At 41.7% G+C, this 15,790-nt stretch carries 22 protein-coding genes, 1 tRNA gene and 3 pseudogenes; 8 read left to right on the forward strand and 18 right to left on the reverse strand.

Features of this window, described 5'->3' with window-relative positions:
* The first annotated feature begins 10 nt into the window (after window positions 1-10).
* Genes HE1_RS06150 through HE1_RS06170 form a run of 5 tightly spaced genes read left to right on the forward strand, consistent with a single transcriptional unit; the run spans window position 11 to window position 3,098 of the window.
* Window positions 11-1,006, forward strand: coding sequence for a GNAT family N-acetyltransferase (locus HE1_RS06150; protein WP_242837229.1), 996 nt, complete (start codon window positions 11-13; stop codon window positions 1,004-1,006).
* Entirely contained in the window at window positions 990-1,427 is a 438-nt protein-coding gene (locus tag HE1_RS06155; RefSeq protein ID WP_006301207.1) for a VOC family protein, read from the forward strand. The genes HE1_RS06150 and HE1_RS06155 overlap by 17 nt, the downstream gene beginning before the upstream one ends.
* Window positions 1,424-2,122: a cyclase family protein gene (locus HE1_RS06160; RefSeq protein ID WP_035545828.1), complete on the forward strand. Its 699-nt coding sequence runs from the start codon at window positions 1,424-1,426 to the stop codon at window positions 2,120-2,122. The genes HE1_RS06155 and HE1_RS06160 overlap by 4 nt, the downstream gene beginning before the upstream one ends.
* Window positions 2,119-2,685 carry an AAA family ATPase gene (locus HE1_RS06165; protein WP_035545831.1) on the forward strand — a complete coding sequence of 189 codons (567 nt, stop codon included), beginning with the start codon at window positions 2,119-2,121 and terminating at the stop codon, window positions 2,683-2,685. The genes HE1_RS06160 and HE1_RS06165 overlap by 4 nt, the downstream gene beginning before the upstream one ends.
* Window positions 2,682-3,098, forward strand: a complete 417-nt coding sequence (locus HE1_RS06170; RefSeq protein ID WP_052567448.1) for a VOC family protein — start codon at window positions 2,682-2,684, stop codon at window positions 3,096-3,098. The genes HE1_RS06165 and HE1_RS06170 overlap by 4 nt, the downstream gene beginning before the upstream one ends.
* Here the strand turns inward: HE1_RS06170 and HE1_RS06175 are convergent.
* Complete coding sequence (locus HE1_RS06175; protein WP_206537267.1) at window positions 3,079-3,663, reverse strand: LysE family translocator; 585 nt, start codon at window positions 3,661-3,663, stop codon at window positions 3,079-3,081. The genes HE1_RS06170 and HE1_RS06175 overlap by 20 nt on opposite strands.
* A gap of 90 nt (window positions 3,664-3,753) precedes the next feature.
* On the opposite strand from HE1_RS06175, the gene HE1_RS06180 reads away from it, so the two are divergent.
* On the forward strand, window positions 3,754-4,221 hold the full coding sequence (locus tag HE1_RS06180) for an Lrp/AsnC family transcriptional regulator (RefSeq protein ID WP_278243521.1): 468 nt from the start codon (window positions 3,754-3,756) through the stop codon (window positions 4,219-4,221).
* Here the strand turns inward: HE1_RS06180 and HE1_RS06185 are convergent.
* The 17 genes and pseudogenes from HE1_RS06185 to HE1_RS06255 all read right to left on the reverse strand — a co-directional run.
* Window positions 4,218-4,607, reverse strand: a pseudogene (locus tag HE1_RS06185) (ATP-binding cassette domain-containing protein); the annotation flags it as partial. The gene HE1_RS06180 and the pseudogene HE1_RS06185 sit on opposite strands and share 4 nt — an antisense overlap.
* Complete coding sequence (locus HE1_RS06190; protein WP_084491193.1) at window positions 4,573-5,013, reverse strand: glycosyl hydrolase 108 family protein; 441 nt, start codon at window positions 5,011-5,013, stop codon at window positions 4,573-4,575. The gene HE1_RS06190 and the pseudogene HE1_RS06185, both read right to left, overlap by 35 nt.
* Window positions 4,967-5,224 (reverse strand): hypothetical protein, encoded by a 258-nt coding sequence (locus tag HE1_RS06195; RefSeq protein WP_052567452.1) that lies wholly within the window; start codon window positions 5,222-5,224, stop codon window positions 4,967-4,969. The genes HE1_RS06190 and HE1_RS06195 overlap by 47 nt, the downstream gene beginning before the upstream one ends.
* 374 nt (window positions 5,225-5,598) lie before the next feature.
* On the reverse strand, window positions 5,599-5,940 hold the full coding sequence (locus HE1_RS06660; protein WP_052567455.1) for a contractile injection system protein, VgrG/Pvc8 family: 342 nt from the start codon (window positions 5,938-5,940) through the stop codon (window positions 5,599-5,601).
* A 69-nt stretch (window positions 5,941-6,009) separates the two neighbouring features.
* Window positions 6,010-6,903 (reverse strand): annotated as a pseudogene (locus HE1_RS10545) (phage terminase large subunit family protein); the annotation flags it as partial.
* Complete coding sequence (locus HE1_RS06210) at window positions 6,893-7,363, reverse strand: minichromosome maintenance protein MCM (protein WP_035545841.1); 471 nt, start codon at window positions 7,361-7,363, stop codon at window positions 6,893-6,895. The pseudogene HE1_RS10545 and the gene HE1_RS06210, both read right to left, overlap by 11 nt.
* Window positions 7,364-7,369: 6 nt before the next feature.
* Complete coding sequence (locus HE1_RS06665) at window positions 7,370-8,035, reverse strand: DNA-methyltransferase (protein WP_162531318.1); 666 nt, start codon at window positions 8,033-8,035, stop codon at window positions 7,370-7,372.
* Between the two features lie 47 nt (window positions 8,036-8,082).
* Window positions 8,083-8,301, reverse strand: a pseudogene (locus HE1_RS06670) (DNA methylase N-4); the annotation flags it as partial.
* 27 nt (window positions 8,302-8,328) lie between these two features.
* Window positions 8,329-8,616, reverse strand: a complete 288-nt coding sequence (locus tag HE1_RS06220) for a hypothetical protein (protein WP_052567463.1) — start codon at window positions 8,614-8,616, stop codon at window positions 8,329-8,331.
* Window positions 8,617-8,676: 60 nt separating this feature from the next.
* Window positions 8,677-9,696 (reverse strand): phosphotransferase, encoded by a 1,020-nt coding sequence (locus HE1_RS06225; RefSeq protein ID WP_035545845.1) that lies wholly within the window; start codon window positions 9,694-9,696, stop codon window positions 8,677-8,679.
* 439 nt (window positions 9,697-10,135) lie between these two features.
* Window positions 10,136-10,228, reverse strand: a tRNA-Ser gene (locus HE1_RS06230).
* A gap of 387 nt (window positions 10,229-10,615) precedes the next feature.
* The gene (locus HE1_RS09430; protein WP_035545849.1) at window positions 10,616-10,849 is read right to left on the reverse strand and encodes a hypothetical protein; all 234 of its coding nucleotides are present in this window, start codon (window positions 10,847-10,849) and stop codon (window positions 10,616-10,618) included.
* A gap of 187 nt (window positions 10,850-11,036) precedes the next feature.
* Window positions 11,037-11,264 carry a hypothetical protein gene (locus tag HE1_RS06240; protein WP_035545852.1) on the reverse strand — a complete coding sequence of 76 codons (228 nt, stop codon included), beginning with the start codon at window positions 11,262-11,264 and terminating at the stop codon, window positions 11,037-11,039.
* Between the two features lie 54 nt (window positions 11,265-11,318).
* Window positions 11,319-11,570, reverse strand: a complete 252-nt coding sequence (locus HE1_RS06245) for a GNAT family N-acetyltransferase (RefSeq protein ID WP_242837230.1) — start codon at window positions 11,568-11,570, stop codon at window positions 11,319-11,321.
* 41 nt (window positions 11,571-11,611) lie between these two features.
* Window positions 11,612-11,737 (reverse strand): hypothetical protein, encoded by a 126-nt coding sequence (locus HE1_RS10095; RefSeq protein ID WP_278243522.1) that lies wholly within the window; start codon window positions 11,735-11,737, stop codon window positions 11,612-11,614.
* Window positions 11,734-13,485 (reverse strand): ABC transporter ATP-binding protein, encoded by a 1,752-nt coding sequence (locus HE1_RS06250; RefSeq protein ID WP_006294704.1) that lies wholly within the window; start codon window positions 13,483-13,485, stop codon window positions 11,734-11,736. Before HE1_RS06250 ends, HE1_RS10095 begins: the two co-directional genes overlap by 4 nt.
* A gap of 8 nt (window positions 13,486-13,493) precedes the next feature.
* Entirely contained in the window at window positions 13,494-14,267 is a 774-nt protein-coding gene (locus HE1_RS06255; protein ID WP_006294702.1) for an SDR family NAD(P)-dependent oxidoreductase, read from the reverse strand.
* 406 nt (window positions 14,268-14,673) lie between these two features.
* Here HE1_RS06255 and HE1_RS09435 point away from each other — a divergent pair, with 406 nt between their 5' ends.
* Both HE1_RS09435 and HE1_RS09845 read left to right on the forward strand, forming a co-directional pair.
* Window positions 14,674-14,883: a winged helix DNA-binding protein gene (locus HE1_RS09435; RefSeq protein WP_006294697.1), complete on the forward strand. Its 210-nt coding sequence runs from the start codon at window positions 14,674-14,676 to the stop codon at window positions 14,881-14,883.
* Between the two features lie 184 nt (window positions 14,884-15,067).
* Window positions 15,068-15,292, forward strand: a complete 225-nt coding sequence (locus HE1_RS09845; RefSeq protein WP_035545287.1) for a hypothetical protein — start codon at window positions 15,068-15,070, stop codon at window positions 15,290-15,292.
* Window positions 15,293-15,790: the final 498 nt, after the last annotated feature.

Genomic DNA, 15,790 nt, shown 5'->3' on the forward strand with positions numbered 1-15,790 from the left:
TACACCAGACTTGGCTGAAGGACTCTGCCGCAAAATTACAGCTGATTTGCCGGAGTACTTTGGTTTACCTGAAGTCAATGAACATTATGCTGTTGGGGTCCGCTCTCGGCTCAATCTGGCGGCATGCATAGGTGAAGAATATGTTGGTCTTATTTCAATAGATTTTCCTTATCTTGAAAATGCCAATATTTATTGGATGGGTATTTTACGAGGGTACCACCGAACGGGCATAGGAAAACTCTTATCTGACGAAGCTTTTAAGCAGGCCAAAAATAAAGGCGCTAAAACAATTTCTGTCGAAACTTTATCGCCAGAGGAAACAGATGAAAATTATCTGAAAACATACCACTTCTACAAATCCTTAGGTTTTGCTCCACTATTCAATTTAAAACCTCAAGGCTATGAATGGAATATGGTTTATATGCTCAAAAGCCTGGATGATCTTTGTGAAAACAGAACAAATGACGTATTAATACGTCCCCTTATAAGAGAAGATATTGTAGTTATATCTGAAGCTTTCAAGGCAATAGGTTGGAATAAACCGCCATCATCTTTCGAAGAATATTTAAAGGAGCAAGAAGCGGGTGAGCGACTCGTTTGGGTGGCTCACGTCTATGATCAATTTGCCGCTTACGTAACCTTAAAATGGAAATCGCAATATTCGTCATTTAAGGCAAAAAAGATACCGGAGGTTATGGATTTAAACGTATTGCCGGCCTATCGCAAAATTGGTATTGGCTCCTTACTGCTTGATACAGCGGAAAAAGAAGCTGCAACAAGAAGTAAAGTTGTCGGCATCGGTGTTGGTCTTTATGCAGGCGCAGATGGTGGATATGGACCAGCTCAAAGACTTTATATAAAGCGCGGCTATATCCCTGACGGCAAAGGTGTTACATACAATTACCAACCAGCAATACCTGGCAATAGCTATCCGCTTGATGATGACTTGGTGCTGTGGTTTACGAAGAAATTAAAACAGGAGTTAAAAAATGAAGCCAAGAATTAATATTATTACTTTAGGAACAAAAGACTTAACCAAGGCCACAAGATTCTATAAAGAAGGGCTTGGGTTTACAAAAATGGATTTTGAAGGCAATATCAGCTTTTTCATGCTTAACGGCAGCTGGTTATCGCTTTATCCATGGGAATTGTTAGCTAAAGATGCGCAAATATATGTTGCATCTTCTGGTTTTAGAGGGATCACACTAGCGCATAATGTTGAAAACGAAAATCAGGTTACAGATATCTTAGAGCAAGCTAAAAACGCCGGTGCTAATATTGTAAAGCAAGCTCAAAAAACTAAATGGGGTGGATTTTCTGGATATTTTACTGACCTTGACGGACATTTATGGGAGATCGCATATAACCCATTTTTCTGGCCTGGACCGAAAGATGACAATGGTCATCTAGAAGAGAGTGCCCGATGACTTTCCCCTACAAAATCATCGATCTAACCCACGCACTTGATAGCACTATCCCTACCTGGAATGGTGGGTGCGGGTTTAATCACGATGTGCATATAGATTATTCTGATTGCCAAGGCGAAGATAAATTCCGCGTGATGAAAGTTAAAATGCATGCTGGGATCGGCACGCATATGGATGCGCCAAGTCACTGTATTCCTGGCGGGAGATTCATCCATGATTTTGATGTTAATGATTTGATCATGCCGTGCGTGGTGATTGATGTATCGGATCAATGCCATGAACGTTATAGTTTCAGCGCCGAAGATGTAGATGTTTTCGAAAGCAAGTATGGACTTATTCCAAAAGGCTCATGCGTGATGGTTAAAACCGGCTGGAGCAAATTTTGGCACGAGCCTTTAAAATACCATAACAACCATGTATTCCCATCCGTATCTTCTGAAGCAGCCTCACTTTTACTTGAACGAGGCGTGAGCGCCCTTGGCATTGATACACTTTCGCCTGATCGACCAGAAGATGGCTTTAAGGTACACAAAACCTTTTTGGGTGCGGATAAGGTAATCATAGAAAATGTAGCAAATTTAGATAATATGCCGTCAATAGGCAGCTTTGTTATGGTCCTGCCCATTAAAATTAAAGATGGTGCAGAAGCGCCGATAAGACTCGTTGGATTAATTGAAATGGATGTTGGCTTATGAATAATTTCACTCAAGAAAAACGCTTCATATTCACCGGCACTCAAGGCAGTGGAAAAACTTCTGTCATCAGAGAGCTAGAAAAATTAGGGCATGCTGTCATTCACGAGGCTGCGACTGATGTCATTGCACAAGAGCAAGCTAAAGGCATAGAAAAACTATGGGAAGAGCCTGAATTTGTAGATCAAATTACGTACATGCAGAAAGAGCGGCAGATGAACGCTACTGGAGATTTGCAATTTTACGACCGTTCACCTTTCTGCACCTACGCCCTTGGTAAATATTTGGCCCATTGGAAAGGCCTCGAATTTAAGCTTTCGCCTATCTTGCTTGATGAAATTGATCGTTGCCTAAAAAACGGCGTTTACCAGAACCAGATATTCTTTTTTGAAAATCTAGGGTTTATCGAACATACCGATGCCAGAAAAATTAGCTATGAAGATGCTTTGGTTTTCGAACAGATTCATCTGGATGTGTATAAAGAATTTGGTTTTGACATCATGATGGTACCCAAAGGGCTGACGGTTACACAGAGATGTGAATTTATTTTAGAGAGCGTGTTATGAAGCTTTTTAACCACGTCCAAATCAAAGTTAAAGGTTTAGGAAGGGGTCGTAAGTTCTACGACACTATTATGGCAGCTTTAGGATACAAGATGGTGCTTGAAATTGAAGGTGTTGTTGTAGGCTATGGAACAAGCGTTCACGATATGTTTGAAATACGCCAATTTGATGAAAAATCACTTTTATCTGAGCATGTTCATTTAGCTTTTAATGCGTCTTGCAAAGAAGATGTTGATGCTTTCTATAAAATTGCACTTGCTAATGGCGGGAAGTGCAACGGCGAAGCTGGCTTTAGGCCTCAATATGAGGACGGGTATTACGCAGCTTTTGTTATTGATCCAGATGGCCATAATATTGAAGCTGTTTATTCTGAAAAAGCAAAAGTATCACCCATTGCTAATTCATCAAACTGCTAAAAATAGCTACTAACCCAAAACTTGCTAATATAAAACATGAAACCCATTTTATCCGTTCAAGCCAGATTTTTGGTAAATTGTGTTTGATTTTAGTAATGACGGTTCCAAGCACACACCACCATGTCATTGAACCAAGGAATATGCCAACTACCATCGTAATTGACTCTAAGCCCTGGGAAGATCCAGCGCCAATGGACGCAAAAATTCCAACAAAGCTTAAAATAGTCATAGGGTTTGTTAATGTGAGAAAAAATACCTCACTCACAAGCTTGATACGACTTTTTTCACTAACATGCGCCTCATTACTTGCTACACCACTTTTTGCTTCTTTATAGGCAAGGTACAATAAAAAGATACCTCCTATTAATTTAAGGGCTCCGGCTACCTGAGTCATAATATGGGAAACGGCTGTAAGCCCAAGTGCTGCAATAAGCCCATAAACGCTATCCGCAAGCGCTGCACCTAATCCAACAAGTAAAGCGCCTTTAATGCCCAGCTCCAGTGTTTTCTTTATACATAACATGCCTATAGGCCCGACAGGTGCAGCAATAGCAATTCCTATCATCCAGGCTTTAAAGAGGTAAAGTAATATTGACATAAGTTTTTATCCTGTGTATCATATCTTGTACAGGACATTGTAATGAGAGATAGATTTATGTCAATACAAAATAGCGAGCACGACGATCTAGACCGCATGATAGCAGGGTGTGTCATGCAGGATGCAGCCCTTACGAGCACACAGTTAGGTGAGAAGGTTGGGCTTTCATCTTCTGCTGCAAATGAGCGACTCAGGCGATTAAAGCAAAATGGTTATGTCAAAAAAATTACAGCACTCGTATCTGCTGAATTTATGGATATGGCGCTATGTGCTTTTATTTTTGTCACTTTAGACAAAGCGGAACATCATAAAGGTTTCTTGAAGGCAGTTGGTGGCAATAAGTCTATTTTAGAATGCCATCATGTTACAGGAGAGCATTCTTATTTGCTGAAGGTGCGCTGCTCTAATACAAAAGCTTTGGAGGGCCTTATTACTGATTTTCTAAAAGGCCAGTGTAATGTTTCAAAAACAATGACACAGATTGTTCTTTCATCTCATAAAGACGAAAGCCTGATTGTGGATTAACGCACATTAAACTTATGAACATCCACCGCTTCACTAATCCCAATCTCTTCCAGAAAATCGGCATCATGAGAGATCATAATCATCGCACCGGGATAAGCTTTGAGTACTTGCGTCATATGTTCTTTCGTCTCTAAATCAAGGTTGTTGGTGATTTCGTCAAGAATCAGAAGTTTTGGTGTTTTGGCTGCGATTTGTGCCAAACTGAGTCTTGCTTTTTCTCCACCGGAAAGTGTGCTGACAGGGGCTTTCACTTCCTCATTTTTACAAAACAAAAAGTCATTAAGATGGCGTCTTATTTCAGTATGGGGCAAGTGGGGAACAAGATCTGCTATGGTCTCAAGCACGGTTTTATCAGAATAGAGCGTGCCATAATGTTGATCGAGATAGCGTCATAGGACCTAAAATGCCGCCTTCCAAAATATCTTGTCCTGTGGCTCTTAAGGCTCTTTGAACAAGCCTGTGCGCCCAGTTTGATCCCATATTTACCGCTAGATCAAAAACTTTGGTCGCTAAGTTCACGTCTTTAATGTCTTTATAAAGCTGAGGTTCCAAAAAATCCCGTTTATAGATGGCTTTGGCTTGATCGATTGTCAACGCATTAATATCAAGATCAGGATAAATGCGTTTTGAGATTCCGAATTTAGTTTCGCCACCATCATCGTCTATGTCGTTGCTGTAGCCGCCTTCATGGGAAAGCACAAAGCTGACTGCATGTTCAAGACGTTCATCGCTCAAAGTTTTAGGTTTATTTGACATGATTGAGTCTTGCCTCCAATTCATTGATTTCTTCATGAATGGCAATAAGACGCTCTTCAAGCCGAAAGACTTTTTCTGCCAAATGTTGGTTTTTCTGAAACCATTCCTCCTGCATCACACCCCGTGAATCAAGTTTGGCCGCCCACCAAATAGCGGTGAGTGTTTGCAAAATAATGGCGATAATAATGCCCAGGGGGATTTTGCGCTCTAATTGCCATCTGGTCAGTATGTTCGTTTTATTGGTCATCCGTATCTCCCTCAAAATCACGTGAAGCATCAATAGTGGTGCGGTAACCGCTGCTATCTAACGTGTGCTCGGCAGGTGTTATTATCCAGTCGCTTGGAATGCCGGAACGAAATCCAGATAAGTAAATTTTGGATTCTGCTACCAGATCCCCGCGACCTGCTAAGGGTATATTCAAGGTTTGTGTCCCACGTTGTCAGGCGCTCGAGTTTTGCTTGTGCTGCAGCTTTCGCAAGCCCGCTATTTGGATAAACGCCGCGGAGTGTATGCACAGGGTCACCATCTCCTGCTTTTTCTTCTATGGGCTCGGCTTTATCAGGATCATGCCAATAGCAAATGACAGAGGCTTGATGATCACGCTCAGCAAAGGTGACGCGCTAGCTGGAGACTTCTTTTAAATCAATGGTGCTGCCGCCAATGATTTGCCCGGTAAAAGATTTAGCTTTGCCTTCGGGCACAAAAAGCAAAAATCCACCGGCAGGTTTGCTGATGGCTCCATGGAGCTGTTCCAGACGTGATAGTAAATGCATATCGCTTTCTGCCGTTTGATCAATGTGCGGCAGGACAATATCTGCAAATTGTGAGGCAATGCGTGGTTCGTAACCGTGTTTGGCCGCAATGGTACTGACCAAATCACCAATGGTTTTTTGATGCCATTCATCGGTTTTTTGCGATTTAAAGGAGGCTTTTAAATCGGCAGCATGGCCTTTAATCTTCATGACTTGGGGATGCCCTCAAGGGTAACTTCATCAACAATATAAAGCCCCATGGAGACAAGCCCCGTTTCAGCTTGATAGATGAAATCCAGCAATCCTACTATTGCACTCATTAGCGGCTCGCCACTCGCCATTGGCTAACATCCAGGTTTTTTGATGATGGTGGATTTTTTCTTCGCAAGAAATGCAGACATAATAGGCATTGAGCGGATCATCCTCCCATTTAACTTGAGGCCATTTTAGAATTTGAAAGGTATGGCAATGTGGGCATGGCACCCAGTAGTAGCGTTGATCGGAAGCTTCAAACTCCCTCTCAATACGGCTTAAGCCTTGAACGGTAGGCGTTGAGACTAACAAAATTTTGCGACGGGCAAAGGTAGCAGTAGTTGAATAGCCAATTAGACCGGATCACCTTCACCATCTGCATCTCCCGGATAGGCATCAATTTCATCTAAGAATAAATACCTAACCGGCATAGAGCGCAAACCCACAGCGCTATTAGCGCCAGTTACCACAACAATACCGCCGGTGAATTCTTTGCTTTGGACTGTGTTACCTGAGTCGCGAGGCCTTGGGTCTTTAACTTTATCGCGCAAGGTAGGCGTGTCATCAAGCTAAACGTCCTTTAGACCACCGTTTACCCATTTCAACAGTGGGCTGAACGACCAGCATAGGACCAGGCGCTTGATCAATAATGTAACCAATCCAGTTATTGCCAGCTTCGGTCCCACCAATTTGAGCGCATTTGAGCGCCTTTCATAAAAATCACTTTTTCAACAGGTGATGATGGCGATAGTGTATCATGATTTCTTTAAGGTAAGGTGTGCGTTCGGTGCGCCATCTGCCTGGTTCAGAGGACGCTGTTTGCGATAACATGCGAAACCCATCCGCCCACTCGGAAACCTTGAGCAGTGGATCGGGCCGAAGCCCCGTATTAAAACTAAGGTGATAAGGATTACACGTCACGGCTTAATTCCTCCAAAGCAGTTCGGATTTCTTGAAGTAGCACCTCGTGAATTTTGTGAGCGTCATCAATGGAAGCAAGCAGCGAGGCTACTCGGTCAGGGATATTCATCAAACTATCACGTACGATTCTGGCCTTATTAAAAGCAGCCACTTTGACGTCCTCTACTGAAACCAGCTCACCAATTTCTGCTTTGGCGCGGGCTTCAAGCAGCTTGCCCCGTTCCATTTCATTTTTGATGCGGGTTTTAAGAAGAAGCGTTGAAAGCTCAGTTACATCAGAGGTATTTTTACGACGTTGTGGTTGGTTTGGATCACGTAAGGCAGCAATTGCGGCATCTGCTTGTTCAACATCCACAAGGCCATCAACCAGTTGAATGACGCCACTTTGTACAAGTTGGCCTGCGTATTGCCTTGAGAATCCATGCCGCTTTGCCCACTCTGATTGCTTGATGAGTTCCATAAGCTATCACGTACATAGTTCATCAAAGGTCTTTTGCGTGACGGCATGAATGGCCTTTGTTTTGGTTTGCGCCTGGAATCGTCTTATGCTGGTATCAATGTATTTGGGGTCAAGCTCAATCATGCGGCAGCGACGTTTTGAATGTTCTGCGGCCATTAAGGTGGTACCAGAACCACCAAAGGGATCAAGAACGATATCGCCAAGCTTACTGCTGTTCGTAATAGCGCGTTCCATGAGCGCAACTGGCTTCATGGTTGGATGCAAATTGGTAGCGCTGGGTTTATCGATAAACCAGACATCGCCTTGATCACGAGCGCCACACCAATGGCGATCAGCACCTTCACGCCATCCATAAAGAATAGGTTCATATTGCCGTTGATAATCAGCACGACCTAAAGAGAAATGATTTTTAGCCCAAATTAAAAAAGTAGACCAATGACCACCGGCTTGTTTAAATACTTTTTGCAATACAGCCAGTTCTGAAGCCGCCATGCACATATAAATGGCGCCGTTGGTGTTCATGATAATGTTAGAGCAAACATCATAGAAAAAACTTTCAAAGCCTTCGCCAAGATTGTCATTCAAGATTTTGTGTTTGTTTTCGCGGGATTTGTTGCGCAGCGTATCTTTGATGCTGGCGCCATAATTGACGTTATAGGGGGGATCACACACCGTGATATCGGCTTGCTCACCCTCTAAAACAATGTTATAGGAATCAATCAGCGTACTATCGCCACATACAGTCGGTGATCACCTAAAATCCATAAATCATCGGGCTTACTGATGATGGGGGTATTATCTGCAGGATCAACTGAATCGGCTTCAGCAGGTTCGTCAAGATCAATATCGGTTGCATCCAAGAGCTTTTGTATTTCATCAAAATCAAATCCTGTTAATTCCAGATCAAAATTCAGCGCCTGCAAATCTTCCAGTTCAAGTTTGAGTAAATCTTCGTCCCAATCCGCTCAGTTCAGCATGTTTTGATCAGCACCATAGGTGTTGCGCTTTTTGAGTCGCCCAATACGCTCGAAATCACTGACGTCTAAAAGACAGAAGTTGATTTTATCTATTTGTTTAGCTGAAGGGCAGCTCAGTATTTCGCCTAAAACAATTTGACCCAGTAAACATGCGTCTTTGTCTTCGCTCAATAATTTCTGTAGCCACTTTTCGGTGGATTCCCCGCGCCATTTTTTGTCAGCACCATCTGGTACGCCAATATCGTCAAAATCACAAACAGCGATGTCATCTCCCAAAAGCTCTTTAAATAAGGCATCACAGCTGTTTTACCGCTGCCACCACCTATAAATATAATCTCATAAAATCTTCCTCGTATTATAAGCGTCATACGCTCTCTCTATTGCGCCATTCGGCAGAAAAACAGGCTGCAAGTGTTCAAAGCATTGCACACGATCGTCACCACCTTCATCAGACAGAAAGATATATTCACAATAATCGCCGATGTCCTGAATAATACGTTCAAAACGATAGTAGCAAAGAACATCCTTGTTTATCGTTGTTTGGCCATAGCCCTGATAAAATAGCGATTCTTCTTCGGAGGCTGTCAGGCCACTATCCCAAATGCCAGCGCCGATAAACATCAGATCACGTTCCTTGGGAGCATAGATGATCGTATCCCAGTCAACAATATAAAGAGCGTTTTCTTTATCAAGAATCAAGTTCCAGCCGTGCATATCAGCGTGGCATAAAACATAGTCGAGAGGTTGCTTTTGGATCGTGATTGCAAGCTCTTCAGTTTGCTCAATTATTTTAAGAATCTCTGCACTTTTGGATTTCAGGAACAGTGCCATTTTTACAGCAACAGGCTCTTCACCCCCCTCACTTTCAATGCGTACTAGAAATGCTTTGACGGTCTCGCGTCCTTTAGAAGAAAACGTCTCCCTTGGTATATCTTTTGTTATTGATGAAGGAATATCAATGCTATGAAGCTTTTTAATGGCCGCCCCAAATTGGGTCCACTGATCTTCTGATAGTTTGGTGTCAACGCCATTACGGCTTTCGACATAAGGGTACAGAATTGCTTTGAAATCACCAAGATTTGTCGACAGCTGCCCAGTTTTGGTTGTAAGCGGAGGTATAACTTGTTTGATACCCAGATCAGCCAAATATTTTGGAACTGAGACCGAAGCTTCTAAAAATTCACCGCTTCTTAATTTAAGAAAGTGGTCTGCTCCGTCCGTGGTTGTCACGCGATAAACAGCTGTGTTGAAATCAGAACCAAGAGGCAAAAATACTACTTTTTCTATAGTCAGCCCATATGCATCCCGCAAACACGCAATGATTTCTTCGTCTTTGAGATTAGGTTTTATTAGCATTATTGGTCACTCATTAAGTCATCGTTCCTGTTAAATAAATTTAGCTACGCATAACATATGCAAACATACCGTATTTCTTTTTAGAAGGATAGCAGAAACTGCTTTCCAAGCCTTGATTCGCCTTGTTTTCTCCGTTTCGAATCTCGATTGCTACTCCGGTTTTCGTTCTCTAAAAAGTGAAGACCTAAAAAGTACTGATCGTCTAAAACCCAGGTAAATCCAGGGTTTGAGAACATGCGCACTGCCGACCGGAGTGTTCGCATGTATCGGAGATGGAGAGGATAAAAATGGAGATTTTGAGGGCAAAATGGCAAAGTTGGAGAAAGTGAGGTACGGGTGTAGTACCAGCTTAAAACGCTAGAAAGCCCGCAATTGCTGGGGTTTCTGGATTGCTTCACTGCGTTCGCAATGACGTGAAAAAAGTTCTCTCTAAAAAAGCTGGCGGAGAGAGAGGGATTCGAACCCTCGATACGTTTTTAAAACGTATGGCGGTTTAGCAAACCGCTGCCTTCAGCCGCTCGGCCATCTCTCCAAGCTGTTTAGAATCTTAGCACGATTAAAAAAAATTGTCAATTCGTTGCATAAATCACAATCATGGATGTTTGATTGTTAATTGGAATGATTACAATTGGCGTAATATCCTTTTTAATGGCCTTTTTATACCTATTTTTGTAGAAGGTGGATTGCTCGTTAATTAAGGCTCTATTTTTTACTCTAGCTAAATCAGTATAAAAATATTACGAAAAATGGAATTGAAACAAGTGGTCAATTGAGCAAGTTGAAGTTCTTCTTATATGTTTGGCTTAGGCCAATTTTTTCTCAATAGGATTAAGATCAGGGGAATAATGAGGCAAACAAAGTAAACTATGGCATCTTTTGCATAGCTTTCCCTTTATGGAAAGTGGAATTATTCATAAAACTACCGCTTTCTTTTGGAAGGTTTGGTAATAAAATCTTCTGCACCCAAAATGTAAAAACCTCTGTATTGACTGAGCAAGATATCAAACCAATTGCAATTGTATTTGCTAATTAAAGCGTCTATAGCATTTGTTCCCACCCCAGTCATGAGAGCCATAACACCGCTTGCCTTTATTAGAGTACCCATGCGTTCTTGGCATATCCTCAAGTCAATCTTTTTTTTCTGAGCCACCACGCTTCTTAGGAAAATAACAGCTTTTTTGTTTGTATTTTCTATGCTATCTTCCTATAGCTGATACACTTATTTTAAATAGGTGCGATGCTTCAATAATCCACCCCCCCATCTAAATATTCTATTCCCCTTTGCCTTAAATCGTTGCTGTGACTCTTTGTCATTTTCCTTTAATTGCACCTAATTCAACCTAAATTAAATGTGTTAGTGGTGTCGGCGCAGTTTCTTTGATTAATGCGGACAATTTTTGTTCTCGGTCAGCTGCATCTTTATCACGTAAATAAATGCGTAAAATCAGCGGATGGTTTTGATTTTCTAGCTGAATTTTAATGTTGAGATTAACACATCCACCAGAAACCAATTCACTGGAGGTAAGTTTTTTATCAAGATAAGCAAGGACCACCATTTTTTCTATCATACCTTCTGGCTAGATGGTACGTGATACTTATTTTCTCACAATCAACTTTAAACATTACAAGCTCCGCTTTAAAAAGATGCAGCTAGAACCGCGCGTATATCCTGTCCTTTCAAAATCACTTACGTATCCGAGTTTTTCGTAGAATACTTTAGTGCACTGAAAACTCATCGTCGTAACCGTTGCCATAGAACATCCTGACCTGCGGCCATAATCATGAACAGCTTCCATCAATTTGTGGCCCAAACCTCTCTTGCGATGATCGGGATGTACCCACAATTGATCGGTATAAATGCTGCCGAAAATCACTCTCCCGTTGCAGCCTGCAATGATCTGGCTGCTCCAATCTCTTATAAAAAGTGCAAAGGATGAGCTTCGCCAAATTCAGGTGTCTCTTGATTGATTTTTTGCGTTAGAAAATCGATGTCTTCACTTGAAGGTGTGGATGTGTATTGAATATTTACTGAAGATTTCATGCCTCCTCCGTTTTTTCATCACCCAAAAAGCCTCCAACTTGGGCATCCCACAAGTGTTTATAAAGCCCTGCTTTTGAAAGAAGCTCACTGTGAGTGCCATCCTCGTTGATCTTGCCTTTGTCAAAAACCAGGATGCGATCCATATGAAGTAAGGTCGATAAACGGTGAGCAATGACGATCGTGGTTTTATTTTGCATCAGCTCCCACAAAGATTCTTGGATCAAGCTTTCAGTAACAGAATCAAGTTGGCTCGTTGCTTCATCCAGAATAAGAATAGGTGCGTTTTTGAGAATTGCTCTGGCAATTGCAATACGTTGACGCTGTCCACCAGAAAGTTTGACGCCTCGTTCACCAACAAGCGAGTCATAACCTTGCGGCAAAGTGGAAATAAACTCATGAGCGTGGGCTTTTTTAGCAGCTTCAATTACTTCTTCATCGGTGCTATCTGCTCGGCCGTAGCGAATATTTTCCATTAAGCTTCTGTGGAACAATGATGGATCTTGGGGAATCATAGCGATATTTTCTCGTAAAGAGTCTTGGGTTACATCTCTAATATCTTGGCCATCAATCACGATGGCGCCATCCGTCACATCATAAAGGCGGAGGATCAAATTGACGAATGTTGACTTGCCGCCACCGGAATAGCCTACAAGGCCAACTTTTTGACCGGCATTAATTTCGATGGATTTATTCTCAAAAAGAGGCTCAGTGCCCTTGTAATGGAATTTGACTTGATCAAAAGCTATTTTGCCTTGTCTGCAATTTAAGGCCGTGGCGTTTGTTTTATCTGAATGCGTAATCTCGCTTGTTTCTAGCAAAGCTATTGCCTGATCGACTGCGCCCCAATTAGCTATAAAATCCCTTAGCATATGTGAGAGTTGAAAGAGTGTGTTAATGATATTAAAATTTATCATAATCACAAGCGCAAAATCACCTGGTGTTACAACGCCTTTCTGATAACCAAAAATAAGAGCAGCTAGAAAAAATAGTGCATAAAGTGATGTGAGCATGCCCAAAAAACCATACAACCAGGTATGATAAAAACCACCTTTTTCAGCTATATCAACAAAAGGTTTTTGCAGTTTGGAAAATCGCCCTTGTTCAAAAGTTCTGGCGGCAAAAAGTTTCACGCTCATCATATTGCCAAGATAGTCTGCAGCCAGGCCAATTATTTTAGATTTTTCCTCTGCATACTCCTTATTGAGCCTCATGCTTTTTTTCATGGAAACCATGGTAATCACAAAAAATAAGAAAACCCAAGCTCCCATACTTAAGGCAAAAATAGGTGCAACTGAGGCAAGCAGTCCTAATGAGATCAGTATTAAGAGTATGAAATACATAAACGGGTTAATGATCGTAAAAATCAGATGCGGCAAATGTTGGAATGCATCATTTATTTTCGATGTCAAAGAGCCAGAAAGCTGATTTTGAAAAAAGCTATACGGATATTCATATAGCTTCGTCATAAAGTGTTCCGCTACATTTAATCGAAACTTAGCTGTATATTTTGTGATGCAATAATCGCTCATCGTCCATACACTCACCAACATAAATTGAAGTAAGGCATAGAATGTGAATACAACCCATAGATTTCCTTGCTCAGCTCCCGAGACAATATCAATAAACAGCTTAACTAAAAGCGGCTTTAAGGTATTATCAACGGTGATTAAGCACATGGCTAAAAAGATGCCAACCACATACTTTTTATAGGGCCCTATATTTGCGATGATGAATTTAAGTACGCGCATAGAATTTATTACAACCCCCAGGATGTTCCAAAAGATTTGCCGCCATCAACAGTAATGCATGCTCTTGTTATATAAGACGAATGTGCATTTGATGCGAGCAACAACAAAGCACCATCCAAATCTTGTGGAGTTGCAACAAACCCCATAGGGATCTTCCCAGCAAATTCTTGTCGTTGTTGATCTGTGCCCAATTTGTGATCTGTCATAGGGGTATGAAAAAGACTAGGGGCTATAGAATTGATTCTGATCTTATATTTTGATAACTCAGTCACAAAAGATTTTGCCATATGAATCACAGCCGCTTTAGAGGTTGCATAAGCCGTTGCTTCTTTATAAGGGAAGGCATCTCCATTTACGCTGCCGATATTAATAATTGACCCATGAATGCCATGGTTCTTCATATAATTTTTTACTGCTTTGGTGACATACCACACACCCATCAGGTTCGTTTGGATAATGGACTCAAAATTATTCTGATCATCTTCTTCAAAAATAGGAGTAAGAATAGCAATCCTGGCATTATTTACACAGATATCAATCTTCTCACCATCCTTTTCTAACTCAGCAAAACAACTTTTTACGGATTGCTGATCTGATACATCCATCTGGATAGTTTTAGCGTTATTAAGCTTAAGCGCCAAGTCGTTCAACTTATCAAACCTGCGAGCGACTAAGATCACACGTGCGCCTACACTAGATAGAGAGCGGGCAAATTGTTCCCCAAGACCATTGGAAGCTCCTGTAATTAATGCTGTTTTACCTTTTAGATCAAATAGCTGCATGTTCAATTTTCCGCCAGATGACAAAATTATGAGATTCTCACAGCTTTATCTTGACATAAAACTATATTTTGTGAAACTATAATATGTGCAATAATGTTATGATTAATCTCTTTTTTAAAAACACCCTATTTTATGTAGAGAAATACATGTAAGATAACGCCACAAAAGACTACCCAATCCCTGTGCTAGAGAGTCAAAGTTTTACTTTTGCTCAGGCCTTTTACGTGGAAGCGCATCACGGACAGAGCCTTGGAGGCTGTTGGCCTAACGCATACCCAGTATGTCTTTATGGGGACACTGTTTGAGCTAGAAAAACATCAAGACAAGGCGACACAAAATGATTTGGCGAAGCTCACCAATTCTGATGTCACCATGACATCGCAAATCCTGCGTACTCTACAAAAACGTGGGCTTGTTTTTCCGCGCGCAAATAGAAGGTGATGAGCGGGCAAAATACTCCAGTCTATCACCTGCTGGTAAGAAGCTCGTCAAAAAAGCGGATGAAATTATGAAAACAAATGAGAAAGAGTATTTTGCTCCAGTGGAAAAAGATATGGAACAGTTTTTGACTTGCCTGAAGATTTTAACACGCGTTAAAGAAATTAACATTCTATGAAAATCACTTTCATCCCATTAGCTAAATCACATTTTCCACTGTTGCTGAAGCGGCTGGAAGCGCCGCACATTAAAGTGTGGTGGGATCAGGATGTGACGTATGCGCTGGATTTTGTTCATGAGAAATATAGCTCATACGTCAAAAGCTATACACCAAATCAAACTGAAAGTGTTGGACTAATGCGTTGAAAGTTGTCATTGACGCGCTCGACAAGATCCATGGCGATGTTGTCCCAGGTTTAGTCGAAAAAATGTATCATACTTTTGCAAAACTCTTTGGCAGAGACGAAAAATCGATTGTTGCGCACATATGCATTCTTCGATGGGGGTCAGATTGGGACTTAGGGAGGGCAAATAATGCACCTAAATCCCCCTTTCTTTTGCTGCTTTTTGGAGGTTTTTTCTTGTAGGGGCCTTGATCCAAGATCAGGGGAATGTTAGGCGCCTTTGGATAAGCGTCTTTCAGCTGATAAAAAAACCTATTCAAGGTTTCTAAGGACACTACCCGTCAAATCCAAGGCTCCCATCAGGTGTAAAAGAGGTTGTCGTGGCAATGTGGGTGCCTAACAGGTGATTTTCGTTTCCATGGTGTGGGGCATGTCGTCACCAAACAGGAAGGGCATCCTTCGGCGGTGTTGTCATCACCGTTGAATAAAAGGCTTCCTGCTTGGCTGCCTTTTCTGGCCGTGCTGCTGGCTTTTTAAACGAAAAGTTATAGGCGTGCAACGTCTTGCCTTGAATCGTATACGCAATGCCTCAAGAAAGCGCAGATATCACTCACCTTATACTTCTCTACATGACGACTGATCGTCAATCAGAAGAGCCTTAGCAATTTGACGATAGCTTCCCCTTTGTCGGAAACAAAACTGCCTTAATCCTATCTTCTACGCGTCGGTTCGTAACGCAAC

It is taken from the genome of Holospora elegans E1, assembly GCF_000648275.1.
GTDB classification, from domain to species: Bacteria; Pseudomonadota; Alphaproteobacteria; order Holosporales; family Holosporaceae; genus Holospora; species Holospora undulata_A.